Genomic DNA, 25,313 nt, shown 5'->3' with positions numbered 1-25,313 from the left:
TTAAAAATCAACTGTAAAGATTGCCGCTTGCCAGCTCTTGCAGCCGAACCGGGTCGAGGATCAGGACGGCGCCGCGCTTCCTCTCGACGATGCCGTCCTTGGCCAGCCGGGCGATGACCCGGTTCAAATGCCGGTAGCTCGTGCCGAGCATTTCCGCGACTTCCGTCAGCTTGCCGGTCTTCAGCTCCGCCTGCGCGGATGCTCCGGTCTCCGGAGGCGAAATCGAGATGAGGTAGCTCGCGAACCGGTTCTCCACCGGATAAAGCAGATTCAAGCTGGACGCATTGGAAGCGGTGTACAGCTTATGGCTTAGCAGCCGAATAATAAAGGTTAGAAAATGGGGGCTCTTCAGGGCGGTCTCGCGCAAGTCTTCTTGCTTCACGACCAAAAAAACGCTCTCCCCGACCGATTCGACCATGCACTGCACCGGATAGCCGGTCAGCAGCTCCACGTCTCCGATGACGGCGAGCGGTTCATTGAAACGAAGCAGGACCGATTTGCCGTTCGGCAGCGTCGTGTACACTTTGATTTTGCCCCTTACGAGCAAATACAAGCGGTCCAGCCGCTCTCCCGCGGAGCAGACGGTCTCGCCTCTGGCGTACGTATGCAGCTGCATCCGGTCGATCTCCGCCTCGCTAAATATCGCATCCAGCCTATGCCGAGCGGCATAGGCCGTTACCCGTTCATCCCTTTGCATCGAATCATTGCCGCCTCCCGTTCTTCATTGTAAGAAAGGACATCCAATCTTGAAAAGGACATATGTCCCATTATAAACGAATTGCGGCTATGGCTGCGCTGGCAGGGCTGAGGGATGAAACGGTCCGGGGCAGGGCAACCTACGGGAGAATGACGATAGGAGGCTGAACGGTTATGGCAAACAGGGGACTTTGCACGGCGCTTTCAGCGGTCGGCGCGGCGCAGCTGTTGAAGCTGCCGATGCACTATGCCGTCACGGGGGAGTGGGATATGCGCAAGCTGATCGGTACCGGCGGCATGCCCAGCTCGCATTCCAGCGGCGTAACGGCGCTGGCGGCCTATACGGCGGCCAAATACGGGCTGAAGACGCCGGCGTTCGCGATTTCGGCCATGCTCGGCATCGTCGTCATGTATGACGCGATGAATATTCGCAGGCATGCCGGGGAAATCGCCGTTCAGGTGAACGATTTGGACGAGGACGTCGAGAAGCTTTCGGGCGAGCATCCCGGCATTTATCATAAGCGCAGGCGCGAGAAGCTGAAGGAGACGCTCGGGCATCAGCCGCGCGAGGTTGCCGCGGGCGCCTTGCTCGGGGCGTGTATCGGACTGATCGGCGCGCTGACGTCGGCGAAAGGCCGCGCTTAGCTATACGGCTGCCGAAGGACGGTGACAGCGGTTGCCGATTGGTTATATAATGGGGAAAGCTGACAGAAATTATGCGCCGGCTATTGCCGCCTGATGGCGGACATAGCCGGTTTGCGCATTCAGGGGAGGATTAACCGAATGAAAGATGAGCTTTTATTATGGCCGGGCGGAGCGCCTTACGCACAAGGGGATACCGACGAGGATCGTCCGGCGATTACGCCGTACCTGGTCGAAGGAAGCGATCGTCCGGCGGTCGTCGTCTGTCCCGGAGGCGGTTACGGAATGCGCGCCTACCATGAAGGGGAGCCGATCGCGCAGTGGCTGAACGGACTTGGCATCTCCGCATTCGTTGTCCGTTATCGAGTCGCGCCGTACCAGTATCCGTGCGCGCTGCTTGACGTGCAGCGGGCGATCCGTACGGTCCGCCGCGAAGCGGTCCGCTTCGGCGTCGATCCGGGCCGGATCGGCTTGCTCGGCTTCTCCGCGGGCGGCCATCTCTCGGCGAACGCCGGGACAAGCTTCGATCCGGGCAATCGCGACGCGGTGGACCCGATCGAACGCCAGTCCTGCAGGCCCGACCTGCTCGTCCTATGCTATCCGGTCATTACGATGAAGGATCCGTTCACGCATCAAGGCTCGAGGGAAAATTTGCTCGGCAAGGACGCGGACCAAGCGAAGATCGTGCGGCACAGCAACGAGCTGAACGTGACGAAGGATACGCCGCCGACCTTCCTCTGGCATACGTCGAACGACGGCGCCGTGCCGGTCGAGAACAGCCTTCTGTTCGCGTCGGCGCTCGGCAAGCAGGGCGTGCTGTTCGACCTGCACGTCTACGCGAAGGGGCGCCACGGTCTCGGTCTGGCGGAGGACGAGCCGCATGCGGACGGCTGGACCGATACTTGCGCATCTTGGCTGAAGCTGAACGGTTACGTGCAAGAAGGATAGTTCATGCGGGGGCTGTATTAATAGGTCGTGAAGCGGCCTTTTAAAGACAGCCCCGTTTTTCGAACGCTGCCCAATGCGCTCGCTTTCTACGACGACATTTAAGCTCTGGAAGGTAATGCTAATTAAAAAAAATGAAACTAAAATTGCGCTTAACCACGCTCGCACCCGATTTAGTATCAATATTTGAGATTAAATGATACGATTCGGGCTGCTTCATTCGGTATTAACCGATTAAGCTTCAAAATTTGAAACTAGACGCCCAGTAAATAACCTTCTTTCGCTTATATTTTCAGTTTTTGAAATTAAAAAACCGCCCTCCATGCAGGGCGGTTTTTATTAACCGATCATCGAAATCGCGCGCTGCTCCGCCTGGAGCAGCCGATCGCGGACGCGCACGACTTCGCCGATAATGATGAGCGCGGGGTTACTGAGCTTCTTCGCGGCGGCAAGCGTGTGAATATCCGCCAGCGTCCCGGTAATCGTCCGCTGGCGCGACGTCGTGCCGCGCTCGATCAGGGCGACCGGCGTCGAAGCCGATTTACCGTGCTTCAGCAGCTCCTCGCGGATGGCCGGAAGCTGGCTGACGCCCATGTAGATGGCGAGCGTATCGACGCCGTGCGCGAGCAAGTCCCAGCGGATGGGCGTCTTGTCGCCGTGGCAGCGGCTGCCGGTCACGCAGGCGAAGGAAGCGGCATATTCGCGGTGCGTGACCGGGATGCCCGCGGCGGCGGCGGCGCCGATCGCCGACGTGATGCCGGGGATGATTTCGTAATCGATGCCCCAGTCCGCAAGCTTCAGCGCTTCCTCGCCGCCTCTTCCGAAGACGAACGGATCGCCGCCCTTCAGGCGGACGACCGTCTTGCCATCGAGCGCGTAGCGGACAAGCGCTTCATTAATGAGCTGCTGCGGCATCGCATGCATGCCCGGCGCCTTGCCGCAGTAGACGAGCTCCGCGTCTTCCCGCGCGTAGCCTAACAGTTCCTCGCTCGCCAGCCGGTCGTACAAAATGACGTCCGCGGCCTGAATGCGCCTCATGGCTTTCACCGTAATAAGCTCGGGATCGCCCGGACCGGCACCGACAATGTACACTTTCCCTGCAGCCATCCTTCTCATAGGCTGATCCCCCTCGCTTATATCGCTTTTTTATCGACGCATCCGTACGCGGCTTCGCGGCCGCGAGGCGTGCCAATTTCTTATTTCCGTTCCTACCTAAATGGTGACGTAGATCGATCCGCTCTCGCTGTCGACTTCCGTCTCGAAGGTTGTCACGCAGCCGTCGTCGGGCTCGTGCACGCGTCCGCTGCGAAGATCGATTTTCCAATCGTGGAGCGGGCAGTGCACGGCCGTGCCGCACACCATCCCTTCCGAAAGCTGTCCGCCCTTATGCGGGCATTTATTTTCTACGGCAAGGACGCTGCCGTCCGTCAGCCGGAACACGGCGATTTCCGTATCGTTGATTTTGACTTTGCGCGATCCTTTGACATCGATATCCGATAGGTTGGCTACCAGCAGCTTTGTCGTCATAGATGTACCCTCCTGAAATGTATAATAGAAACGGCAGCGAAGGAAGAATAAGCGCTATAGCTTAACCGGTTCGGCGCCGGACAGTTGCTCGAAATTTTTGCGAAGCTCGTCGGTTTCGACGATTTGCTTCCAAGGATCGGTCGTCACGCTGAGCGCTTTCTCAAGCCGATCTTTCAGTGCGAGGCGGTCTTCGCGGTTCTCCAGACCTTGCTTCACCGCATCGAGTCCGACGCGCTCGACCCATTGCGCCGTACGCTCGTTCCATTGCGCGTTCTCGCGGTAATATTGCAGGAAGGCAGACGACCATTCCATTACTTCTTCCTCGGTCTTCACGATGCAGAGCAGATCGGTCGCGCGAACCTTCACGCCGCCGTTGCCCGCGATGTGCAGCTCCCAGCCTCCGTCGATCGCGACGACGCCGAAGTCCTTGATCGTCGCCTCCGCGCAGTTGCGCGGGCAGCCGGATACGGCAAGCTTCACTTTCGCCGGCGTGTTAAGCCGCTCGAACGCCTTCTCCAGCTGGATGCCCATGCCCATGGAATCCTGCGTGCCGAACCGGCAGAACGTATTGCCGACGCAGGTTTTGACCGTGCGCAGCGTTTTGCCGTATGCATGACCGGACGGCATGTCGAGCTCTTCCCAAATTTTCGGCAAATCCTCTTTCTTCACGCCCAGCAGGTCGAGACGCTGTCCGCCTGTGAATTTCACGAGAGGCACCTCGAACTTCTCGGCGACCTCGGCGATTTTCTTCAAATCCGTCGGGGACGTTACGCCGCCGTAAATCCGCGGAACGACGGAGTAAGTACCGTCCTTCTGAATGTTCGCGTGGTAACGCTCGTTCGTGATGCGCGATTCCTTCTCGTCCACGTACTCCTCCGGATACAGCATGCCCAGGTAGTAGTTGAGGGCGGGACGGCACTTCGAGCAGCCTTCCGGATTATGCCAGCCGAGGACGTTCATGACCTCTTTGGTGCTCATCAGCTTCATGCGCGTAATTTCTTCGACGATTTCGTCGCGGCTCAGCGTCGTGCAGCCGCAGATGCCTTCCTTGACCGGCTCGCCTATCGAATCGCCCGCATAGATTTGCAGGAGGCCTTCGACGAGAGGCTTGCAGCCGCCGCAGGAGCCGGAAGCCTTCGTGCAAGCTTTGATGGAGCCGACCGTGTTGCAGCCTTTATTCATAATGGCGTCGGCGATCGTTCCTTTCGATACGCCGTTGCATCCGCAAATGATCTCATCGTCGGCCATCGCTTCAAGCCTGCTGTTGCCTCCGGAGGATTGGCCGAGCTGGTCCGCGGAGAAGCCGAGCAGCAGCTCTTTCTCGCGGCCGGCGACGGATTCGCCGCTTTTAATGTAAGAGAACAATTCCGCGCCGTCCGACGTATCGCCGAACAGAACCGCGCCGATAAGCTTTCCGTCCTGGAGCACGATTTTTTTGTACGTGCCGCCCAGATCGTCCTGGATCTTGAGCGCCTTGGTATCCGGCGTCTCGACGAAGATTCCGGCCGAGAATACGTCGACGCCGGATACCTTCAGCTTCGTGGATGTGACGGAGCCTGCGTAACCGGCCGTCTCGACGCCGGCCAGATGCTTGGCCAGCACGGCGCCTTGCTCGTAGAGCGGGGCGACGAGACCGTAGGCGATGCCGCGATGCTCGGCGCATTCGCCGACCGCGTAGATGTCCGGCACGCTCGTCTGCATGAAGTCGTTGACGACGATGCCGCGGTTCACCTCGATGCCCGTCAGCCTGGCGAGGTCGACGTTCGGTTTAATGCCGACGGCCATGACGACCAGATCGCCGTCCACCTCGCTGCCGTCGGAGAAGACGAGTCCGGTGGCGCGGCGCTTGCCTTTGATGGAAGCGGTGCTCTTCTTGAGCAGGAACTGCATCCCTTGGGCTTCCAGTTCGCGCTGCAGCATGCGGGAGGCGGCTTCGTCGAGCTGGCGATCCATCAGGTACGGGTTGATGTGGACGACGTTCACTTCCATGCCGAGATGGAGAAGCCCCCTTGCCGCTTCGAGACCGAGCAGTCCGCCGCCGATGACGACGGCTTTCTTATATTGCTTGGACGCGTCGATCATCGTCTCGCAATCTTTGATATCCCGGAAAGCGATGACGCCCTCCTTGTCCGCTCCCGGGAGCGGAAGCATGAACGGGTTGGAGCCCGTGGCGACGATCAGCGAATCGTAAGCGGCTTCGATGCCGAGGTTCGAGACGACCGTTTTGCGATCGGTATCGATCTTCGTAATTTTATGTCCGACATGCAGCGTAATGTTATTTTCCTTGTACCAGTCCCAATCATTTATGACGATTTCCTTCATGTCCGCGCCGCCGGCCAGAACGGAGGACAGCATAATGCGGTTATAGTTCGGATGCGGCTCGGCGCCGAAGATCGTAATGTCGTAGCTCTCCGGGGATAGCTTCAGCAGATGCTCGATCGCCCGTACCCCTGCCATGCCGTTGCCGATGAGTACCAGTTTCTTCTTAGTTGCCATCGTGTTTCTCTCCTCTCAAACTCTGTCTGTAGGGAAAATCATAAAAGCCTGCTTCGCATCGAAGGAGAACGCACGTCTCCTGTGAATGACGAAAGCAGGCTTCTTTGCCGCTTCTAACGAACACACCGTTGTATTCGCGAATGATTTGTAGTTGATAACGTAACTATACAACGGTTTTGGAACGCATGTCAATATACTTGACATTATTTTGCCGGTAAAAATTCGGGTAATGACAATTTCGGCATTTGTATGTTATATATAGTAACAAAGAAAAAGACTTGTGCACATGATTATAGAAAAGTCGTTAGAGGAGGGGGCGCTTCTTTATGCGTTCTTTGTTAGTGGTCGATCATCGGGCGGCAGCAGCGGCGGTCCCTCAGTCAAATCAGCTTTCCAAGAAAGAGACGCCAAAATATATTTTAGAAAATTACGGCTACCATATTATTCGCGCGAGCGACGAAATGTCGGCCGAGCTGCAGATGAGCGGGGCGGACGCGGTCGTCATCCATCTGCCCTTGGACGAAGTGAAGGGCGTCGGCACGCGGCTGCTTAAGCGAAAAGCCGCTCCGATGCTGTGGTGGTGCAGCGCGTCGGCCGCATCCATGTCCGCCGCCTTCTGCGAGGACGACGTGCCGGTCGACGGCATTCTGACGCCGTCCATGTCCGAGCAGGAGCTGCACTGGGCGCTTCACTTCGCCGCCAAGCAATGCTTCGAGAGGCAGCAGTGGCTGAACGAGAAGAAGCAGCTTGAAGGCAGGCTCGAGGAGCGGAAGTGGATCGATATGGCGAAGGGGATTTTGTGCAAAATCAAAAACATATCCGAAGCGGAAGCGTACGAGGTGCTGCGCAAGCAGGCGATGAACGAACGCAAGCGGATGGTTGACGTGGCGACGTCGATCGTTAAGGTATATCAGTTACTTCAAGAGCAAAAATAAGGGGGCCTTGCGATGTTTACGAACCTACTGAAGGAAGTCGGCCGGGGAAAACGGGGAGCGCGCGACTTAAGCTACGACGAGGCGCTGCTTGCGGCCGATTCGATCCTGGAAATGAAGGCAACGCCGGCCCAGATTGGCGCTTTCTTCGTCGCCGAGCGAATTAAGATGGAAAGCGTGGAAGAAATCGAAGCGTTCGTCGCGGTGTGCCGGAAGCATGCTTACCGCGCGCCGATCCAGGAGGGCCTCGATTGCGCCGGGCCTTACGACGGCCGGAAGAAGACGTTCTTCGCGACGTTCCCGGCCGCATTCCTGCTGGCGTCCGCCGGCTTGCCGGTTACGCTTCACGGCATGCCGTCGCTGCCTCCGAAGTGGGGAATTACGCTGCACGATCTGCTGCGCGAAGCGGGGATCGACCCGGGCGGCCTGTCGCGCGGGCAAATTACGAAAGCCGCGGAAGGCACCGGCGTACTGTACGTTCCGGCCGAGGAATGGTGTCCGCCGTTGAAGGCGCTCCGCTCCATTCGCGTGGAGCTCGACATGCGGACGGTGCTCAATACGGCCGAGAAGCTGATCGATTATTCGTATTCCCCGTATTTGACGTTCGGCGTCTACCACAATACCGTATTCGAGCGGATGGCGAAGCTCGCGAACAACCTGAAATACCGGAAGGCGCTTATCGTGCAGGGGGCGGAAGGGTCGGAGGATCTGTTCATCGAACGTCCGACGCGCACGTACTTCGTGGAGGAAGGCGAGTCCCGGCTTCATATCGTCGATCCCGACGCTTACGGGCTCGAGACGGCGCTGCCGGACGTCGTATGGACGCCGGCGGTGCAGCTTCGCGTATCGGAAGCGGTGCTGCAGGGACGAGGTCATCTGGCGTTCGTCAACCAAGTGCTGCTGAACGCCGCGGTCAGGCTGCAGCTGGCGGGCAAGGTGGAGTCGGTCGAGGAAGGGCTGTACACGTGCAAAGCGCTGCTCGACGACGGCGCGGCGTGGGAGCTGTACCGCAAATGGCAGAATGTGATGAGAAGCGAAGGCGTGTTATCTCTTCCGAACTAATGAACGGAAAGGCTGCCGGGCGATGCCCGGCAGTTTTTTTATACGAATGGCGGCGTTTGCATGGCGTGAAACAGTGACGGTTGATGTCAATGTCATGTTAAGTTTTTTTCAGATAAAGGCGCTGCCGGAATCTCTGCATCTTCGTGCGGGGCGGAAGCTTGACGGGTCACCTGCTCGACGGCGAGAGCGACGCCGGATTTTTGTCCCGGAACTCCTTGTTGAACAAAATCGGGGTAAGCTTGCCTTTGAGCGCCAAAAAATGCAAATACTCCTTCATGCTGCCGCATTTGTACATGAAGCCAAGCTCGCTCGCGCTGTCCGTCATCATCGGGCTGCGCACGATGGCGTCAAGGTCGGCCGGAAGGGGGGGCGAGGGGCCGTTCTTCAAGTTTTTGACAAGCATGCCGTAGATCGATCTGACGTAATAGTCCGCCATATCCTTCCGGTAATGACGGCATGTCAGCAGGCCGAATTGCTCGGAGAGCCGTTTGCGCCATTCGTACTGCCGGATCAGCACGGAGGCAAGCTGGGGCTTGTAGGCGGCGTTCATGATGCTGCCCGGATTGTCGACGGTATAGCGGTAATTCGGATCGGGGATCGCGCATACGCGCCCGGAGCGGAGCAGCGCCTCCAGCGTGAAGATCGTATCCTCGCCGATGGAGAGCTCCTCGCGGAAGCGGATCCGCCCGCCGGCCAGATGCTCGCGCTTGAACAAGCTTCTCCACGCGAAGCACAGATCGTTATTGGAATGGACGGCCTCGGAGCTGAGCACGAAGTCCGCTCCGTTCATCGGCGCGCGCAGCTTGAACCTTGGCGTGACGATCCGGCCGCCGGGCATCGCGACATAGCCGCTTACGACGACGTCGCAAGCCAGATCCTCGGCCGCTTCGTACAGTGACGAGAGGAAGGGGACGGCCACCTCGTCGTCGGCGTCGACGAAGGCGATATAGCTGCCGGCCGCGTTCGCGATTCCGGCGTTTTTGGCTGCGCTCGTCCCGGCGTTCGCCTGGTGGATAACCTTGACGCGGCGATCCAGGGCGGCGTACCGCTCGCAGACGGAGCCGCTGTCGTCGGTGGAGCCGTCGTTGACGAGCAGCAGTTCGAAATCGCGGAAGGACTGACGCAAAATGCTGCTGATGCACCGATGCAGCCGCTCCCCGGCGTTGTAGATCGGTACGATAACGCTAATGGCACAGTCCATTCCACTCACCCCGGCTGTAAGGTTGGTTACGTTCAGGCCGCGTGCCCGCGGTCGTATCCCCATCATAGCATATTCGTTATTAAGAACAAAGATGAAGTTGGCCGAAGGGTGGGAACATATTTTCGCATTTTGTTGTTGCATAAAACAGGAAATTCAAGCATTATGGAAGATGGCGGCTCGCCCGCATAGGAAACGTCGTTTCATTATCCGGAAGCGAAGGAGGATTTTATGACTTTCGTACATCGTTTGAAATGGTTTTTCAAGGATAGATGGGGGAGCTACGCGGTTGCCGTCAGCATTATGGCGCTTGTAAGCATTCTTTCCACAATACCGCCTAATCTGATCGGAAGAACGGTCGACCAGATTCGGGACGAGAGCCTGACCGGATCCAGCCTCTCGCAGACCGTGCTGCTGCTAATCGGGCTAGCGCTGCTGCTCTACGTGCTTGTCTACGTATGGATCACGACGCTGTTCGGCAATTCGGCGCTCATCGAGAAAGTGCTGAGGGGCAAGCTGCTTGCCCATCTGACCCGAATGACGCCGGGCTTCTTCCAGCGCAACAGCACCGGACAGCTGATGGCGCTCGCGACGAACGACGTGCTTGCGATCGGGCAGACGGCGGGCTACGGCGTCATGACGCTCGTCAACACGCTTGTCGGGGCTTCGGTCGTCATCGTCATGATGGTCTCGTTCGTCAGCTACAAGCTGATGATCGCCGCCCTTATTCCGCTGCCGCTGCTGGCGGTCGCGATCAGCAAGCTGGGCAAGCGGGTAAGGACCCGCTTTCTCGACGCGCAGGCCGCTTTCGGCAAAATGAACGATCACGCGCTCGAATCCATCTCCGGCATCCGGGTCATCCGCTCGTACGTGCAGGAGAAGGACGATACTTCCGCCTTCGACGAAGTGACGACGGAGGTCATGCATAAGAACAAGCGCGTATCGATTCTGAACGCGCTCTTTCAGCCGATCATCTCGATCATCGTCGGCGTCAGCTATTCGATCGGCATCGGCTACGGCTCCTATCTTGTTTTTCGGAATGAAATTTCGCTCGGGCAGCTGATTTCGTTCAACATTTATTTGGGCATGCTCATTTGGCCGATGATATCCTTCGGCGAATTCATTAACGTGCTGCAGCGCGGAAGCGCATCGGCGGACCGGCTGGACGAGTCGCTCGCGCAGCAGCCGGATCTGTCGGACCAGGATCGGCCGACGGACGTGGAAGTGCCGACCCGGATCGAGATGAAGCGGCTGACGTTCACGTACCCGACCGCGTCCCGTCCGAGTCTTGAGAACGTTTCCTTCCGGCTGGAGCGGGGGCAGACGCTCGGGATCGTAGGCAAGACGGGCAGCGGCAAGAGCACGCTGCTGAAGCAGCTGCTGCGTCAGTATCCGGTAGCTTCCGACATGCTGTTCGTTGCCGGCGTGCCGGTCGAGCGGATCGCGATCGAGCGGATGAAACGGTGGATTGCGTACGTGCCGCAGGAGCATCTGCTTCTCTCCAAGCCGATCCGCGACAATATCGCGCTGGGCAAGCCGGACGCTTCGCCGGAGGAGATCGACCGGGCGGTCCGGATGGCTTCGTTCGCCGAGGACGTCGCCCAGATGCCGGAGGGGCTCGGCACCGTCGTCGGCGAGAACGGGGTCATGCTCTCGGGCGGGCAGAAGCAGCGGCTCTCGATCGCGCGGGCGCTGCTCGTCGATTCCGAAATTTTGCTGCTGGACGATTCGCTCTCGGCCGTCGACGCGCGGACGGAGAGCCGGATTTTGCATAACATCCGCACGGAGCGCGCCGGCAGGACGACGCTCATTACGACCCATCGCCTGTCGGCGGTCAGCCATGCGGATTGGATTCTCGTGCTCGACGAAGGCAAAGTAATCGAAGAAGGCAGGCATGACGAGCTGATGCTGTTCGGCGGCTGGTATAAGGAGCAGTGGGAACGGCAGCAGATGGAAGCGAGTCTGGAGGAATAAGGAGGTGACGAGCGTGCAGGGACAATCGACGGGGAGAAGGCTATTCGCCTACGCACTCGCCTATAAGTACAGGATGATCGGAGCGCTGCTCATCCTTTGCTGCGCGGTAGGGGCGGAGCTTGGCGGCCCATTCATTATCAAGACGATCATTGACAAGCATTTGACGGAAGGGCCAGGAGAGCTGGCGCCCGTTCTGTGGCTGCTTGCCGCGTATATGGGACTTTTGCTGGTTGCCGGCGCGGGCAATTTTACGCAGTCGTATCTGCTTCAGTCCACGGCGCTGCAAATTATCAAAAACATGCGCATGGATTTAATGCGGCATATTCAGCGCATTCCGCTGAACTATTTCGACAATACGCCGATCGGCCAAATCGTATCCCGGATCGCGAACGATACGGAGGCCGTCCGGGACCTGTTCATGAGCTTCATGGCGACGTTCGTCGTAAGCTTCGTGCAGCTTCTGGGCATCTTTACGGCGCTGTTCATTCTGGACGTTCGCCTAGCGATGTTCTGCCTGCTGCTGCCGCCGCTGTTCGCGCTCATTATGTACGTGCACCTGAAATATTCGAAAGGATATATTGCCGTCATGCGAGCCAGGCTGAGCGACATGAACGCCATGATCAACGAATCGATCGCCGTCATGCCGATCATTCAGGCGTTCCGCCGCGAGAAGAAGACGATCGAGGAATTCGAATCGCTGAACGAGGACCGTTATGCGAATCAAATCAAGCAGTTCCGGGTATTCTCCTTGTCCTCCCGGAACATCGTCGGGACGATCGGCAGCCTGGTCACGGCGCTCGTCATTTGGTATTTCGGCCGGGCGTCGCTGGAGACTTCGATCATGTTCGGCGTGTTCTATGCGTTCATCGATTATTTGGGACGCATCTTCCAGCCGATCATCGGCATATTCGACCAGTTGACGAACGCGCAACGGGCGTTCGTCTCGGCCGAGAAGGTGTTCGCGATCATGGACATGGACGGGAAGGAGGTCGAGGACGCGTCCGGCGCGAAGCGTCCGGAAGGCGTCGTGAAGTTCGATAACGTGACGTTCGCCTACAAGAAGGGAGAGAACGTGCTGAAGGGGATTTCGTTCGAAGCCCGCCGCGGGGAGACGATCGCGCTCGTCGGCCATACCGGATCGGGCAAGAGCTCGATCATGAATTTGCTGCTCGGCTTCTACGAGCCGAACGAAGGCGCCATCACGATCGACGGCGCCGATATCGCGGGAATGTCGAAGCAGGAGCTTCGCAAGCATATGGGCATCGTGCTGCAGGACCCGTATTTGTTCGCCGGAGACATCAAGTTCAACGTGAGTCTGTACAACAAAAATATTTCCATCGAGCAGGTCAAAAGCGCGCTGAAGGACGTCGGCGCGGCGCCGTTCGTCGAGCAGCTGCCAAGCGGTTACGACGAGCAGGTCGTCGAGCGGGGCAGCACGCTGTCCTCCGGCCAGCGCCAGCTCATTTCCTTCGCGCGGGCGCTCGCCTTCGACCCTGCGATCCTCATTCTCGACGAGGCGACGGCCAGCATCGACAGCGAGACGGAAGGGTTAATCCAGCGGGCGCTGAAGGTCGTCAGCGAAGGGAGAACGACGCTTGTCATCGCCCACAGGCTGTCCACCATCCGCGAGGCCGATCAGATTCTGGTGCTGCACCGCGGCGAGATCGTGGAACGCGGCAATCACGACGAGCTCATGGCGCAGGGCGGGCGGTATTTCAAGATGTACCAGCTTCAAAAAGGTGAGAAGGCGGCGCCCGAAGCGGCGAAAGAAATAAAAAACGCTTAAATGAACGAACGATGCGACACCCTTATTCGACATGTTTCTAACGCTAGGCGTTAGGGCATGTCTTTTTTCATGGTCGATAAGGCAGACCCAGTCGGTAGTTTCAGCGGATTGACTGGGGGGGAGGTTACGGAATACAATTTTAATTGTATTGTGTTAGGTTATTTAACATGGACTCATTCGACTTTGGCTCATAGCCGTATAATCCCCTTGCTTCATCGTGCGAACAATCTGCAACCGGATGGCGTGCATGTTTGGCGGCAAGGGGATTTTTGTTGCTGCCGCCGTCGATCGGTGCTTTCGTTTTACTAGAACTTCATTTCCGTTTGATGTCCGGTTTACATTTTTTTACTACTCTAGTAAAGGCAGAATAGTAGTTTGGTGCCAATATGGGATTGAGAGAGGAGAAAAAGGGACATGCGGCATTGGATTTCTCGCATAAAGAAGCAGACCGTCATGACGCTTGCGGCTGTTCTGGTCGCCGCAAGCGCGCTGGGAAGTTTGGGTGCGCCGGTACGGGCGGCGGAGGCCGGACATGTTGTTATTTCGCAGGTGTACGGGGGCGGGGGCAACAGCGGGGCCGAGTATAAAAATGATTTTATTGAGTTGTATAATCCGACGAATAGCAGTGTCGACCTGTCCGGATGGGACGTGCGTTACGGGAGTTCCAGCGGCGAATTCACTCAATCGACCGAGTTGAGCGGGTCCATTGAAGCAAAAGGCTACTATTTGGTTCAGCAAGCGGCCGGCAGCGGCGGAACGAAGGAGCTGCCGACGCCTGATGCAACCGGCTCGATACCTATGAGCGGGACGAACGGCAAAGTAGATTTGGTCGACGGCACGGGCGCCAGAATCGATTTGGTCGGCTTCGGTTCCGCGACTCTATCCGAGACAAGTCCGACTCCTCCGTTATCGAATACGACGGCGGCCATCCGCAAGACGGCCGAAGGGGCGGCGGTAGGCAGCCGCGGGGAGGATACGGACGACAACAGCGTTGATTTTACAACAGGTCCCCCTTCGCCCCGCAACTCCGCTTATGGCAGCGTAGTGGAAAACGTAACCGCAAGCCCCGGTTCAGGCATCGTGGCTGCAGGGACGGAGGTTGTACTTGAAACAGCGACGGTAGGAGCTAGTGTTTATTACCGCCTAAATGCGGACGAGCCTACGGATGAGTTCCTTCTCTACAGCAATCCCATTTTGGTAGATTCGGCAACGACAATCGAGGCTTATGCTGCTAGAGATGGCTTAACTACCAGCGAAACGAAGACCTTTACTTATGCGATAAGCGGCATCATGCAAATTGCGAACGCCAGAGTGCTGGCATCCGGCTCAAGCGCGCTTATTCAAGGGAAGGTCACCTATAAAGAAGTTTCGGGCGGACAAGTGAATTTATATGTACAAGATTTATCTGGAGGCATCGTCGTAAGAGGACCGGGACTGGCCGCGGAAGTTGGCGATGTCATAAGGGCATCCGGCACGGTACAGCAATACTTCGAGTTGGCTCAACTAATCGTCGATACTAGTGCGGTTACCATCGAAGATGAGAATGCAGGCGTTCCAGAGCCTGAGCTTATCCAAGGCTCGGGAGTAGGAGAGGCCGTTGAAGCGGAGTTCGTCACAGTCGAACAGGTAACGGTAGGAGCCGGAAATCAATATAACGAATATTCCGTTACAGACGCGAGCGGCAATTTTATCGTCAAGTCTTCGCTGCTGGAGCAGGGAAAAACCTACGAGCGGATTAGCGGCGTTGTCACCTATTCGTTCGGCAAATATATGATCATTCCTCGCTCGGCTTCCGATATCGTAGAAAAGGTGCTGGCCGTAACGGCCAATCCGTCGCCAGACGGCTTGGTTCCGGATAATACGACCGTTACTTTGACTACGCCTGCCGTTGGCGGGAAAATTTATTATTCGACCGATGGAAGCGTACCTGATCTTATTGAAGCAAACGCTTATTCGGCACCGATTGTAATTACTGAAGACACTGTTATTACGGCAATTGTGGTTGCGGGAGCGGAGACTAGCGAGACATTCACCTTCTCTTACAAGCTGCAACAATCTTACGATGGCTTGATGATCCATGATATCCAATCGGCGGCGCAAGTGTCTCCATATGTCGGCCATACGGTAACGGCTGTTGAGGGTATTGTGACAATGAAGCGCAGTGACGGCAAATGGTATATACAAGCCGCTATCGAGGATTGGGATAACGACGACGCTACGTCGGAAGGCATTCTTGTAGAGCCCAAAATCTCCAATACAGTCAGTATTGGAGATCAAGTTTCTATTTCAGGTACAGTTCAAGAGGCGAAAGAGGAAGGTTACGCGGATGCAAACGATTTGACCACGACGCAAATCGCGGCAACGTCCATTTCGGAAATCGCAAGCGACATCGCGCGCCCTGAACCGGTTGTCATCGGAGCGGACCGGCTTCAGCCGACCGGCACTATTGATAATGACGGAATGGCTGTGTTCGATCCTGCCGAGGATGCGTTGGACTTTTATGAAAGTCTGGAAGGCATGCGTGTGCAATTAAACGATGCGCATATTGTCGGTCCGTTTAATTTTGAAGTACCTGTGGTACTGGGCGAACCATCCGCGACGGGAGAGATGACTCCGGCGGGAGGCATTGTCCTGACAGGCGAAGACCTTAATCCACAGCGCATCCTCATCGCGAAGGACCCGACTCCGCAAAAGGTAAAAACGGGCGACAAGTTCAACGAATCGATCGTTGGCGTAATGACCTATGATTACAGCAATTTTAAGGTGACGCCTGAAGGAGCCCTTCCGGCTGTAACGCCTAGTACTAATTCAAGAATGGTGACTTCTATTGAACCTGCGGAGGATAAGCTGACGGTCGCTTCTTTTAATATCGAGAATTTCTGGAACAATCCCAGCAGCTCGGAAACGACGCGCAAAAACAATATTGCGAAAGCGATTGTCACGAATCTCAAAAGTCCCGACATTGTCGCGCTGATCGAGGTTCAGGACAATAACGGTACGACCAATGACGGAGTTACCGATGCCAGCCAAAGCTATGAAGCTTTAATCGCGGCGATTTCCGACAATGATGGTCCTAATTACGACTATACCGATGTTGCTCCCGAGAACAACAAGGACGGCGGGGCGCCTGGCGGCAATATCCGGGTCGGTTATTTGTATAATAAGGATCGCGTCAAACTGGTCGAGAAAACTGCCGGTAAAGGCAGCGCGACGACAGCGGTCAGCTATGGAGACGATGGACTGTCTCATAATCCGGGCCGCATCGATCCGAACAATGAGGCGTTTGAAGATTCCCGCAAGCCGCTTGCCGCGGAGTTCGAGTTCAAAAGCGAGAAGGTTGTTATCATCGCGAACCATTTTAATTCCAAAGGTGGAGACGAAGCGCCGTTCGGAGCGGTTCAACCTCTTCCGGATACTCTTGGCAGCGAAGCGCAGCGCCATAAAATTGCCGAGGTCGTAAATGGGTTTGTCCAATCGATCTACGAGCAGGATGCGAGCGAGAATGTCATTGTGCTGGGTGATTTGAACGATTTTCAATTTTCAAAGACATTGGAGTTGACAAAAGGCAATCTGCTAACGAATTTGGTGGATACGCTGCCTGAGAATGAACGATATTCTTACATCTATCAAGGCAACTCTCAAACGTTGGATCATATTTTGGTAAATAAAGCTCTTGAATCCTATTCCAATGTCGACATCGTGCATATCAATGCCGATTTCGATACGAGCCATGGACGGGTCAGCGATCATGATCCGCTGCTCGTACAGGTTGACCTGGAAGGGAAAAAGGAATCGCCGTTCTCCATGACGTTAATGCATGTGAACGATACGCATGCGCATCTTGAGAATGTCGCGCAGCGCATGACGGCGATCAAAGAAATTCGTGCCGAAGAAGATAACACGATTTTGCTGGATGCCGGCGACGTGTTCTCGGGTACGCTGTTCTTTAACGCTTACTCGGGACAAGCGGATCTCGAATTTATGAACAAAATCGGATACGATGCGATGACCTTCGGCAATCACGAATTCGATAAAGGGCCGAAAGTTTTGGCAGACTTCGTAAAGGCGGCGCAATTTCCGTTCGTGAGCGCAAATATTGACTTCGGCAATGAACCTGAGCTTAGCGGACTTGTAGCTGAGCAAGCCGTTGGCAAACCGGCTGCAGACGGGAAGATTTACGATGCAATCATTCTCGAGGTCGGCGGCGAGAAGATCGGCGTATTTGGCTTAACGACCGAAGATACGAAGTTCTTGTCATCGCCGGGCGAAAATATCGTTTTCGAAAATTATATCGAGAAAGCCGGGCAAGCCGTTGCAATGCTTAAAAATGAAGGGATTAATAAAATCATTGCGTTGACGCATCTGGGTCATGAATTCGATAAAAAATTAGCCGATGAGGTGGAGGGCATCGACGTCATTGTCGGAGGCCACAGTCATACGAAGCTGCCGGAGCCTGTCGAGGTGAAGAATGGCGACGTTCCGACGATAATTTTGCAGGCTGAGGATTACGGGAAATTCCTGGGCCGCGCGGACTTGACGTTTGATGCAGACGGCGTGCTTACTTCTTGGGAGGGTGTGCTGCTTGATTCTACGAAGTACGAGGCTGACGAAGAAGCGCTTCAGCTGCTGGCGCCTTACAATGACGGCTTGGCTGAAATGAAAGCCGAAGTCATTGGAAGAACGGATGTATTCCTGGACGGGGAGAGAAGCAATGTCCGTTCGAAGGAAACGAATCTGGGCAATCTGATGGCAGACGGTATGCTAGCCAAAGTAAAGAGCATTCCGGAGTTCCAAGCGATGGATGTGAAAGGTTTTGTAGCGATCCAAAACGGCGGCGGCATTCGTGCCTCGATCTCGAAGACGGCCGACGGCAAAACGGATGGGGATATTACGCTCGGCGAGCTGCTGACGGTTATGCCATTCGGCAATAACTTGACCGCGTTAAGGATGACGGGGCAGGAAATTGTAGAAGCGCTCGAGAATGGCGTAAGCGGACTCGAGACTGGCCAAGGACGCTTCCCGCAAGTGTCCGGCATGCGGTTCTACTATGATTCGACGAAAAAACCGGAGATTCAAGATGCGAATGGAAATGTAACGCAAGAAGGAGAGCGGGTTATCAAAGTCGAGATTAAGAACGCAAACGGCACATACAGTCCAATCGATCTTAATGGCTACTATTTTGTAGCTACGAATTCCTTTATGGCAGGCGGAGGCGATTTCTACCGTTCGATGAAGACTGCGAAGGAAGACGGCCGCCAGCATGAGATGAATATCGTGGATTACGAAGTATTCTGGGAGCAGCTGGATCGGGTCGGCACGATCACGGCGGCAACCTCCGCCGTCGAAGGCCGGATCGTCGATCTTCAAGGCGGTACGCTGCCGGGCGACGGGGGCGGGAATCCGACTCCGAATCCAACTCCGACGCCAACTCCGACGCCGACACCAACGCCAACCCCGACTCCGGAAGTCAATTTCTCGGATGTGGGCAGCCACTGGGCTTCGGAGTCGATCGTGGAAGCTGTGCAGACGGGCATTGTTAACGGCTATGGCGACGGTTCGTTCCGTCCCGACGACAACGCGTCGAGAGCCGAGTTCATCACGATGGTCGGCAGAGCGCTTAAGCTCGAGGATGCGGCGGGCGACGGACTGAACTTTGCGGATGCCGCCGAGGTGCCGGCATGGGCGCAAGCCTTCTTCGCCAAATTGGTAGAGGACAAGGTCATTGCAGGCTATGAGGATAACACGCTGCGTCCGGCGAATCCGCTCACGCGGACGGAGATGACCGTCATTCTGGTGCGCGCGCTGGGCCTTGCGGTCGATCCGAATGCGGTACCGTCTTTTGCGGACGCGGGCAGCATTCAAGCTTGGGCGCGACCGTACATTGCGGCCGCGTACGATGCGGGCTTAATCGAAGGGATGGGCGGCAACCGGTTCGAGCCGCTAGCAAACGCAACGAGGGCCGAGGTCGTTACGCTGCTCCTTTCCGTGCTGGAGTACATGAAGAGCAAGGAATAATTAGGCGTTAAGCAAGCTTTAATCCGTCTAAGCAATTGCCCCGGTTCGCCGCATTCGTGCGTGGCCGGGGCGTCTTTTTCGCGCTCGGAATGGTCATGGGCAAGCGGCGTACCCGGTGGCGAGGTAAAGGAGGGGCGGTCGATTCCGTCGGTCGAACGGGGAAAAACGGAATGACTTACGGATCGTATACTCGGTAAACTCGAACGATGGCAGACAGATCGCTTGCATCGGCAAGCGCGAACGATGGATGTAGGATCGGCTGACGGATCACATGCTGCGGTAAGTTCAACTATTGCATTTAAAATGAGAAAAATGACTGGTACTGAGCGCTTAGTTTCACTAATTGAAACTAAGCCGTGCCTGCGGGGTCGAATTCCGATGAGAAGGCGGCATTAGTCTCAATACTTGAAATACGTACCATCAAAAGGAAACGAAAATGGAGGGGGATTTCAATTTCTGAAATTACCCCCTCCTTTTCATTGCTGCAGTTTACCGTCCCGCAGTCGCAGCTGCCTTCTCCGCCGCATCCACCGTATGCTTTAGCAGCATCGCGATGGTGACGGGCCCGACGCCCGCGGGCACCGGGGTAATGGCGCTCGCGCGGGCGAGGCAGGCGTCGTAATCGACGTCGCCGACGTTTCCTTCATTGTAGCCCGCATCGAGCACGACCGCTCCTTCGCGGATCCAGTCCCCCTGAATGAACCTCGGCCTTCCGACGGCGGCGACGACGATATCCGCCTGACGCAGCAGGCCGGGCAAATCCGAGGTTTTGGAATGGCAGGTCGTGACGGTGGCGTTCCGGTTCAGCAGCATGAGCGAGACCGGCTTGCCGAGAATCGGGCTGCGGCCGACGACGACGGCATGCTTGCCTTCGATCGGAATGCGGTAGTAATCGAGTATGGCGAGGATCGCCGCCGGCGTGCAGGAGGGATAGGCCGCAAAGCCGAACGCGTTCTGCGCGAACCCAAGCGCCGTAACGCCGTCCACGTCCTTGCCGATGGCGATCGCCTCGAAGGCGGCCCGCTCGTCGATGTGGCGGGGAACGGGATGCTGCAGCAAAATGCCGTGCACGAGCGGATCGTCGTTAAGCGTTCGAATCGCCTCGGTCAGCTGCCCGGTCGTCGTGCCGCGATCAAGATGAATCCGTCTCGACTCGATGCCGAGCCTCCTGCAGGCGTTGCCCTTCATGCGGACGTACGTCTCCGAAGCGGGATCGTCGCCGACCAGAATCGTGGCCAGGCAAGGCGTCGTTCCCGCCGCGGCGAGCGCTTCGACTCTTCCTTTCAGCGTTTCCTTCATTTCGCCGGCAACCCGGCTTCCGTCCAAAATCATTTTTTCCGTCATCGTGTACCTCAGCTCCTTCGAATGATTGTTCGAAAAACAGAAAAAGGCAAGGGGTATGTCCCCTTACCTTCGCCCAGGCGTACGGCTCTTATATCCGCGCGCTCCCTCATGGTTCCCCATGTTCCGCCAGTCACGCGCAGCTTTGTATCCGGTAAATCTATCGTACCAGCCGCTTCCGCCAAAAACAACGCTTTTTTTGTTCGGACCCAAGGTCGGCGACCCGTGTTATAATAGCTTTACTACTAAGGAATCATAGGATGAAAGTTTGAGGTGTTCGTTTGCTGAAGCTTGCTTCGTTTTTGAAAAAATATTGGCTGCCCGCCGTCCTTGCGCCGCTCTTCATGCTGCTTGAGGTCGCGATGGACCTGCTGCAGCCGAAGATGATGGCCGGCATCGTGAACGAAGGAATCGTGAAAGGCGATCTCGGGCACATCGCCGCAACGTCGCCGAAGATGCTGCTGGCCGCCCTTGTCGGGCTGCTGGCGGGCGTAGGCTGCACCGTATTCGCGACGATCGCCTCGCAAAGCTTCGGCGCCGACCTGAGGCAGGAGCTGTTCGGGAAGGTGCAGGCGCTGTCGCTGCGCGCCCTCGATAAGTTCGGCACCGGCTCCGTCGTTACCCGGCTGACGGGCGACATTACGCAGATGCAGAACCTGGTGCTGCTGCTCCTTCGCGTCTTTGCGCGCAACGCGTTCATCGTGTGCGGCAGCTTCGCGATGGCGTACTCGATCAGCCCGCGGCTGTCGGTTATTTTGCTGGCCATGCTGCCGCTGCTCGCCGCGTTCCTGATCGCGATCACCCGCCTGACGGTGCCGCTCTTCTCGAAGATGCAGGAACGGCTTGACCGGGTGAATACGGTCATGCAGGAGAATCTGTCCGGCATCCGCGTCGTGAAGGCGTTCGTCCGGTCGGCCTACGAGGAGGAACGGTTCGGCCGGGCGAACGGCAGCCTGCTTCAGGCGAGCCTGAAGGCGGCCAGAATCGCGGCGCTGAACACGCCGCTCATGTCGATCATCCTGAACTTCAGCATCGTCGCCGCGCTGTGGTACGGCGGGCTGCTCTCCGAGCAAGGCGCGATGTCGGTCGGCAGCCTTGCCGCTTTTTTGACGTACATTACGCAGCTGCTGTTCTCGACGCTCGGGCTTGGCAACCAGCTCATGACGATATCGCGCGCGAAGGCTTCCGCCGACCGGATCAACGAGCTGTTGGCCGCGCCCGAGGACAAGGCGGCGCCGGGAATGGAACCGGCGGAACGGCACGCGGCTTCCCCGGCAATATGCGAAGGCCGCTTGACCTTCGAGCATGTCAGCTTCAGCTACGACGGGGACATCGCGAGCGCGGTGCTGCGCGATATCCATTTCACGGCGGAGCCCGGCGAGACGATCGGCATCGTCGGCGTGAACGGCTCGGGCAAGTCGACGCTGGCCGCTCTGGTCCCGCGCCTCTACGACGCGACCGAAGGCGTCGTCCGCATCGATTCGCGGCCGATCGGCGAGATCGATCCCGCCGAGCTGCACCGCCACGTCGGCATGGTGCTGCAGCAGGCGCACCTGTTCAGCGGGACGATTAGGGAGAACATCGGCTACGGCAAGCCGGAGGCGACGATGGAGGAAATCGAGGCGGCAGCCAGAGCCGCCGAGGCGCATGAGTTCATCGCGAAGCTGGAGCGGGGCTACGATACCGTCCTCGGGCAGCGGGGCGTCAATCTGTCCGGCGGGCAGAAGCAGCGGCTGTCGATCGCAAGAACGCTGCTTCTTAAGCCGCGAATCGTTATTTTCGACGATTGCACGAGCGCGGTCGATTTGAAGACCGATCTGCTCATCCGGAAGTCGCTGCAGACGATCATGAAGGACAGCACCTGTCTCATTATCGGGCAGCGCATCGCGTCCGTCGAAGCGGCGGACCGGATTCTCGTGCTCGAGGACGGCCGGATTACGGCTTCCGGCACGCACCGGGAGCTGCTTCGGCAAAGCGGCCTGTATCGGCAAATTGCCTTATCCCAGCAAGGATCCCAGCAAGGAGCGTAAGACATGAATCAGACGATTTCCACCTTGAAGAGACTAGGTTCCTACTTAGCCTATCAGCGCGTGAAGCTGATCGCGATTATTCTGCTAACCGCAGCCGCGGCCGGGCTCGCGCTTGCGGGGCCTTATTTGATCGGCGTAGCGCTTGACGATTATATTATTGCGCGGCAATACGACGGCCTTCTGGCGCTATGCCTGCTCATGCTTGGCGTATACGGAGCGGGAAGCGCCGTAGGCTGGCTGCAGGCGAATTTGCTGGCGGACGTGTCCCAGCGGACGGTATGGCGCCTGCGGGGCGATTTATTCGTTCATTTACAGAAGCTGCCGCTTCCGTTCTTCGCGTCCAAAAGCCACGGCGAGCTGATGAGCCGGACGACGAACGATATCGACAACGTAACCAACACGCTGAATCAGAGCTTGATTCAAATCATTTCGAGCGTCATCATGCTGCTCGGCTCCTTCGCGATGATGCTGCTCCTGAACGTCTGGCTGACGCTTGTCGCGCTGGTCGTCATTCCGCTTATCGTCTTCGTCTCGAAGCGCATCGCGAAGGCGACCCAGCGGCAGTTCAAGGGTCAGCAGCAGGAGCTCGGCTCCTTGAACGGCTTCATCGAGGAGGCGGTGTCCGGGCAGAGGGTCGCCCGGCTGTTCCGCCAGGAGGAGCGAACGGCCGCGCGGTTCGGCGAGTCGAACGCCAAGCTGAAGAAGGTCGGCATCAAGGCGCAAATTTATTCCGGCTCGATGGGGCCCTTCATGAATATGTTCGGCCATATCAGCTATCTGATCATTGCCGGCGTCGGCGGCTGGCTCGCCGTTCGCGACCAGGCGACCGTCGGCGTCATCATCAGCTTCCTCGCGTATTCCCGGCAGTTCAGCGGCCCGCTGAACGAGGTCGCGAATCAGTACAACCTGATTCAATCGGGCATTGCGGGAGCCGAGCGCGTGTTCGAAATGATGGATATTCCTTCGGAGTATGACGGTGCGAATGGAGGCGAGGAGGCATCGACGGTAGCCGGCAAGGTGGAATTCCGCCGGGTCGGCTTCGGATACGGCGAGGGCGCGGCGGCTTTGCGGGATATCAGCTTCACCGCGCGTCCCGGGGAGACGATCGCTCTGGTCGGGCCGACGGGCGCGGGCAAGACGACGATCGTGAACCTGATCGGACGATTCTACGAAATCCGGGAAGGCCAAATTCTGATCGACGACAAGGATATCCGCGATTGGGACAAAAACAAGCTGCGCAGCCAGCTTGGCATCGTGCTGCAGGACGCGCATCTGTTCGCGGGAACGATCCGCGACAATATCCGTTACGGCCTATTGGACGCGACGGACGCGGAGGTGGAGGAGGCCGCGGTACAGGCGAACGCGCACGGCTTCATCATGAAGCTGCCGGAAGGCTACGATACGGTGCTGTCGGCGGAGGGCGGCAACGTCAGCCACGGCCAGCGGCAGCTCATTACGATCGCCCGCGCCCTTTTGTCCGATCCGACGCTGCTCATCCTCGACGAGGCGACGAGCAGCGTCGACACGCTGTCGGAGCTGCAAATCCAGGAAGCGTTGAAGCGGCTGCTGAAGGAGAGAACGAGCTTCGTCATCGCCCACCGCCTCAGCACGATTCGCCGCGCGGATACGATTCTGTTCATCAAGGACGGCGAAATCGCGGAGCGGGGCACGCACGAGGAGCTGCTGGCGCGGGGCGGACTGTACGCGCAGCTTCACGACAGCCAGCATTTGCAGGAAGCGTAATTCGGGGCTGAGCGCCCCGCGGCCCCGCCGCCTCGCCGCCCCGCGACAGATTGCCTGTCTATGCTGGATTTTGTACAGTAACTTTCGCGCATCGCGTCACATTTTCGCTCTATCCTGTATTTTTTGCAGTAACTTTGCGGGTTCGAGGCCTTTTACTGGGGACTGCGGCCTTTTTTGCTGGATGAAATCCAGTATAGCGGCCAAACGGGACGTAAACCTGCTCTTATGCTGGAAGAAATCCAGCATAGGCTTGCGCCGGCAAGCTGGAGCAGTCGGAGGACGGGAAGGCGATGAAGCAACCGACGAAGAGTACCGCAGTCTCGCGGAAAACGCGGTTCTCGCCCAGCAGGAGCTTAAAAGCCGGCCAGGACAAAATGCTCGCGGAGCTCGAGCAGCTGCGCGCGCGCATGACGACGATGGAGAAGTTGATGATGAAGGAAGTCGAGTAGCGGAGAGGGACGCGCCATGAGAAAACTGCCGACTACGCCCAGGCGATGGATGGTCATCCTGCATATCGGTTTCGTCTCGTTCTTTATCGGCGGCAAGACGGTCAAAGCCGGCCAAAAGGAATGGACCGCGCCGCCGTTGTGGTACAATAGGGCGAGCCTACACTAAAGGAGATGTCGAACAATGAGCGAACAAATAAACGAGCGCGAGCTGATCGCGCATATCGCGGCGGAGACGGATGCCGACGAGAATCTGATCAAGCTCGTCCTGAAGCATGAGCAGGCCTACATCAACGGCGCCAAGGAGGACAAGAACGGCGAGGTCGAGATCGACAGCGACGAGCTGGTCGATTATATTCTCGGCCGGCCGGACGTGAAAGCAAGCGAGCTGACTGTCGAAGCGATCCTCGACGCGGAGATGGATTACTTGATGGACAAGGGCGTAGCCGGTTACGTCGACTAAGTCCGAAACGAAAGAAG

Annotated in this window: 18 protein-coding genes and 1 riboswitch; of the genes, 12 read left to right on the top strand and 6 right to left on the bottom strand. The window is 57.4% G+C overall.

The genetic code is table 11. The features are described from left to right. Positions 1-7: 7 nt before the first annotated feature. Complete coding sequence (locus IDH41_RS11555; protein WP_190861145.1) at positions 8-697, bottom strand: Crp/Fnr family transcriptional regulator; 690 nt, start codon at positions 695-697, stop codon at positions 8-10. A 173-nt stretch (positions 698-870) separates the two neighbouring features. On the opposite strand from IDH41_RS11555, the gene IDH41_RS11550 reads away from it, so the two are divergent. Then, complete coding sequence (locus IDH41_RS11550; protein ID WP_190861144.1) at positions 871-1,341, top strand: divergent PAP2 family protein; 471 nt, start codon at positions 871-873, stop codon at positions 1,339-1,341. Positions 1,342-1,479: 138 nt separating this feature from the next. Further along, positions 1,480-2,286, top strand: coding sequence for an alpha/beta hydrolase (locus IDH41_RS11545; RefSeq protein ID WP_190861143.1), 807 nt, complete (start codon positions 1,480-1,482; stop codon positions 2,284-2,286). 336 nt (positions 2,287-2,622) lie between these two features. On the opposite strand, the gene cobA is transcribed toward IDH41_RS11545, so the two are convergent. The 3 genes from cobA to nirB all read right to left on the bottom strand — a co-directional run bounded on the left by cobA (position 2,623) and on the right by nirB (position 6,306). Continuing rightward, the gene (cobA, locus tag IDH41_RS11540; protein WP_223829657.1) at positions 2,623-3,399 is read right to left on the bottom strand and encodes a uroporphyrinogen-III C-methyltransferase; all 777 of its coding nucleotides are present in this window, start codon (positions 3,397-3,399) and stop codon (positions 2,623-2,625) included. A gap of 96 nt (positions 3,400-3,495) precedes the next feature. Then, positions 3,496-3,810: a nitrite reductase small subunit NirD gene (gene nirD, locus IDH41_RS11535; protein ID WP_190861142.1), complete on the bottom strand. Its 315-nt coding sequence runs from the start codon at positions 3,808-3,810 to the stop codon at positions 3,496-3,498. 54 nt (positions 3,811-3,864) lie between these two features. Continuing rightward, entirely contained in the window at positions 3,865-6,306 is a 2,442-nt protein-coding gene (nirB, locus tag IDH41_RS11530) for a nitrite reductase large subunit NirB (RefSeq protein WP_190861140.1), read from the bottom strand. Positions 6,307-6,632: 326 nt separating this feature from the next. On the opposite strand from nirB, the gene IDH41_RS11525 reads away from it, so the two are divergent. Next, entirely contained in the window at positions 6,633-7,241 is a 609-nt protein-coding gene (locus IDH41_RS11525) for an ANTAR domain-containing response regulator (protein WP_190861138.1), read from the top strand. A 12-nt stretch (positions 7,242-7,253) separates the two neighbouring features. Then, positions 7,254-8,300 carry an anthranilate phosphoribosyltransferase gene (locus IDH41_RS11520; RefSeq protein ID WP_190861137.1) on the top strand — a complete coding sequence of 349 codons (1,047 nt, stop codon included), beginning with the start codon at positions 7,254-7,256 and terminating at the stop codon, positions 8,298-8,300. Positions 8,301-8,466: 166 nt separating this feature from the next. Here the strand turns inward: IDH41_RS11520 and IDH41_RS11515 are convergent, their stop codons facing one another. Further along, a complete protein-coding gene (locus IDH41_RS11515) occupies positions 8,467-9,501 on the bottom strand; it encodes a glycosyltransferase family 2 protein (protein WP_190861136.1) in 1,035 nt (344 codons plus the stop codon). A gap of 228 nt (positions 9,502-9,729) precedes the next feature. Between IDH41_RS11515 and IDH41_RS11510 the strand changes: the two genes are divergently transcribed. The 3 genes from IDH41_RS11510 (at position 9,730) to IDH41_RS11500 (ending at position 19,273) form a co-directional block, all read left to right on the top strand. Beyond that, positions 9,730-11,472, top strand: a complete 1,743-nt coding sequence (locus IDH41_RS11510) for an ABC transporter ATP-binding protein (protein WP_190861134.1) — start codon at positions 9,730-9,732, stop codon at positions 11,470-11,472. A 73-nt stretch (positions 11,473-11,545) separates the two neighbouring features. Next, positions 11,546-13,258 (top strand): ABC transporter ATP-binding protein, encoded by a 1,713-nt coding sequence (locus tag IDH41_RS11505; protein WP_190861520.1) that lies wholly within the window; start codon positions 11,546-11,548, stop codon positions 13,256-13,258. Between the two features lie 414 nt (positions 13,259-13,672). Continuing rightward, positions 13,673-19,273, top strand: coding sequence for a 5'-nucleotidase C-terminal domain-containing protein (locus IDH41_RS11500; RefSeq protein ID WP_190861133.1), 5,601 nt, complete (start codon positions 13,673-13,675; stop codon positions 19,271-19,273). A 489-nt stretch (positions 19,274-19,762) separates the two neighbouring features. Here the strand turns inward: IDH41_RS11500 and IDH41_RS11495 are convergent, their stop codons facing one another. Beyond that, positions 19,763-20,617, bottom strand: coding sequence for a bifunctional 5,10-methylenetetrahydrofolate dehydrogenase/5,10-methenyltetrahydrofolate cyclohydrolase (locus IDH41_RS11495; protein WP_190861131.1), 855 nt, complete (start codon positions 20,615-20,617; stop codon positions 19,763-19,765). A gap of 64 nt (positions 20,618-20,681) precedes the next feature. Next, a riboswitch (ZMP/ZTP riboswitch) is annotated at positions 20,682-20,761 on the bottom strand. A gap of 134 nt (positions 20,762-20,895) precedes the next feature. Here IDH41_RS11495 and IDH41_RS11490 point away from each other — a divergent pair. The 5 genes from IDH41_RS11490 (at position 20,896) to IDH41_RS11470 (ending at position 25,296) form a co-directional block, all read left to right on the top strand. Next, positions 20,896-22,644: an ABC transporter ATP-binding protein gene (locus tag IDH41_RS11490; RefSeq protein ID WP_190861130.1), complete on the top strand. Its 1,749-nt coding sequence runs from the start codon at positions 20,896-20,898 to the stop codon at positions 22,642-22,644. Positions 22,645-22,647: 3 nt separating this feature from the next. Further along, positions 22,648-24,387: an ABC transporter ATP-binding protein gene (locus tag IDH41_RS11485; RefSeq protein WP_190861128.1), complete on the top strand. Its 1,740-nt coding sequence runs from the start codon at positions 22,648-22,650 to the stop codon at positions 24,385-24,387. A gap of 290 nt (positions 24,388-24,677) precedes the next feature. After that, the gene (locus IDH41_RS11480; protein WP_190861127.1) at positions 24,678-24,836 is read left to right on the top strand and encodes a hypothetical protein; all 159 of its coding nucleotides are present in this window, start codon (positions 24,678-24,680) and stop codon (positions 24,834-24,836) included. Between the two features lie 16 nt (positions 24,837-24,852). Beyond that, positions 24,853-25,002: a hypothetical protein gene (locus tag IDH41_RS11475; protein ID WP_190861125.1), complete on the top strand. Its 150-nt coding sequence runs from the start codon at positions 24,853-24,855 to the stop codon at positions 25,000-25,002. A gap of 15 nt (positions 25,003-25,017) precedes the next feature. Further along, positions 25,018-25,296 carry a hypothetical protein gene (locus tag IDH41_RS11470; RefSeq protein ID WP_190861123.1) on the top strand — a complete coding sequence of 93 codons (279 nt, stop codon included), beginning with the start codon at positions 25,018-25,020 and terminating at the stop codon, positions 25,294-25,296. Positions 25,297-25,313 lie beyond the last annotated feature (17 nt).

It is taken from the genome of Paenibacillus arenilitoris (assembly GCF_014705655.1).
GTDB lineage: Bacteria > Bacillota > Bacilli > Paenibacillales > Paenibacillaceae > Pristimantibacillus > Pristimantibacillus arenilitoris.
Note: the sequence above shows the minus strand (reverse complement) of the source record. Positions and strands in the feature narration are given on the sequence as shown.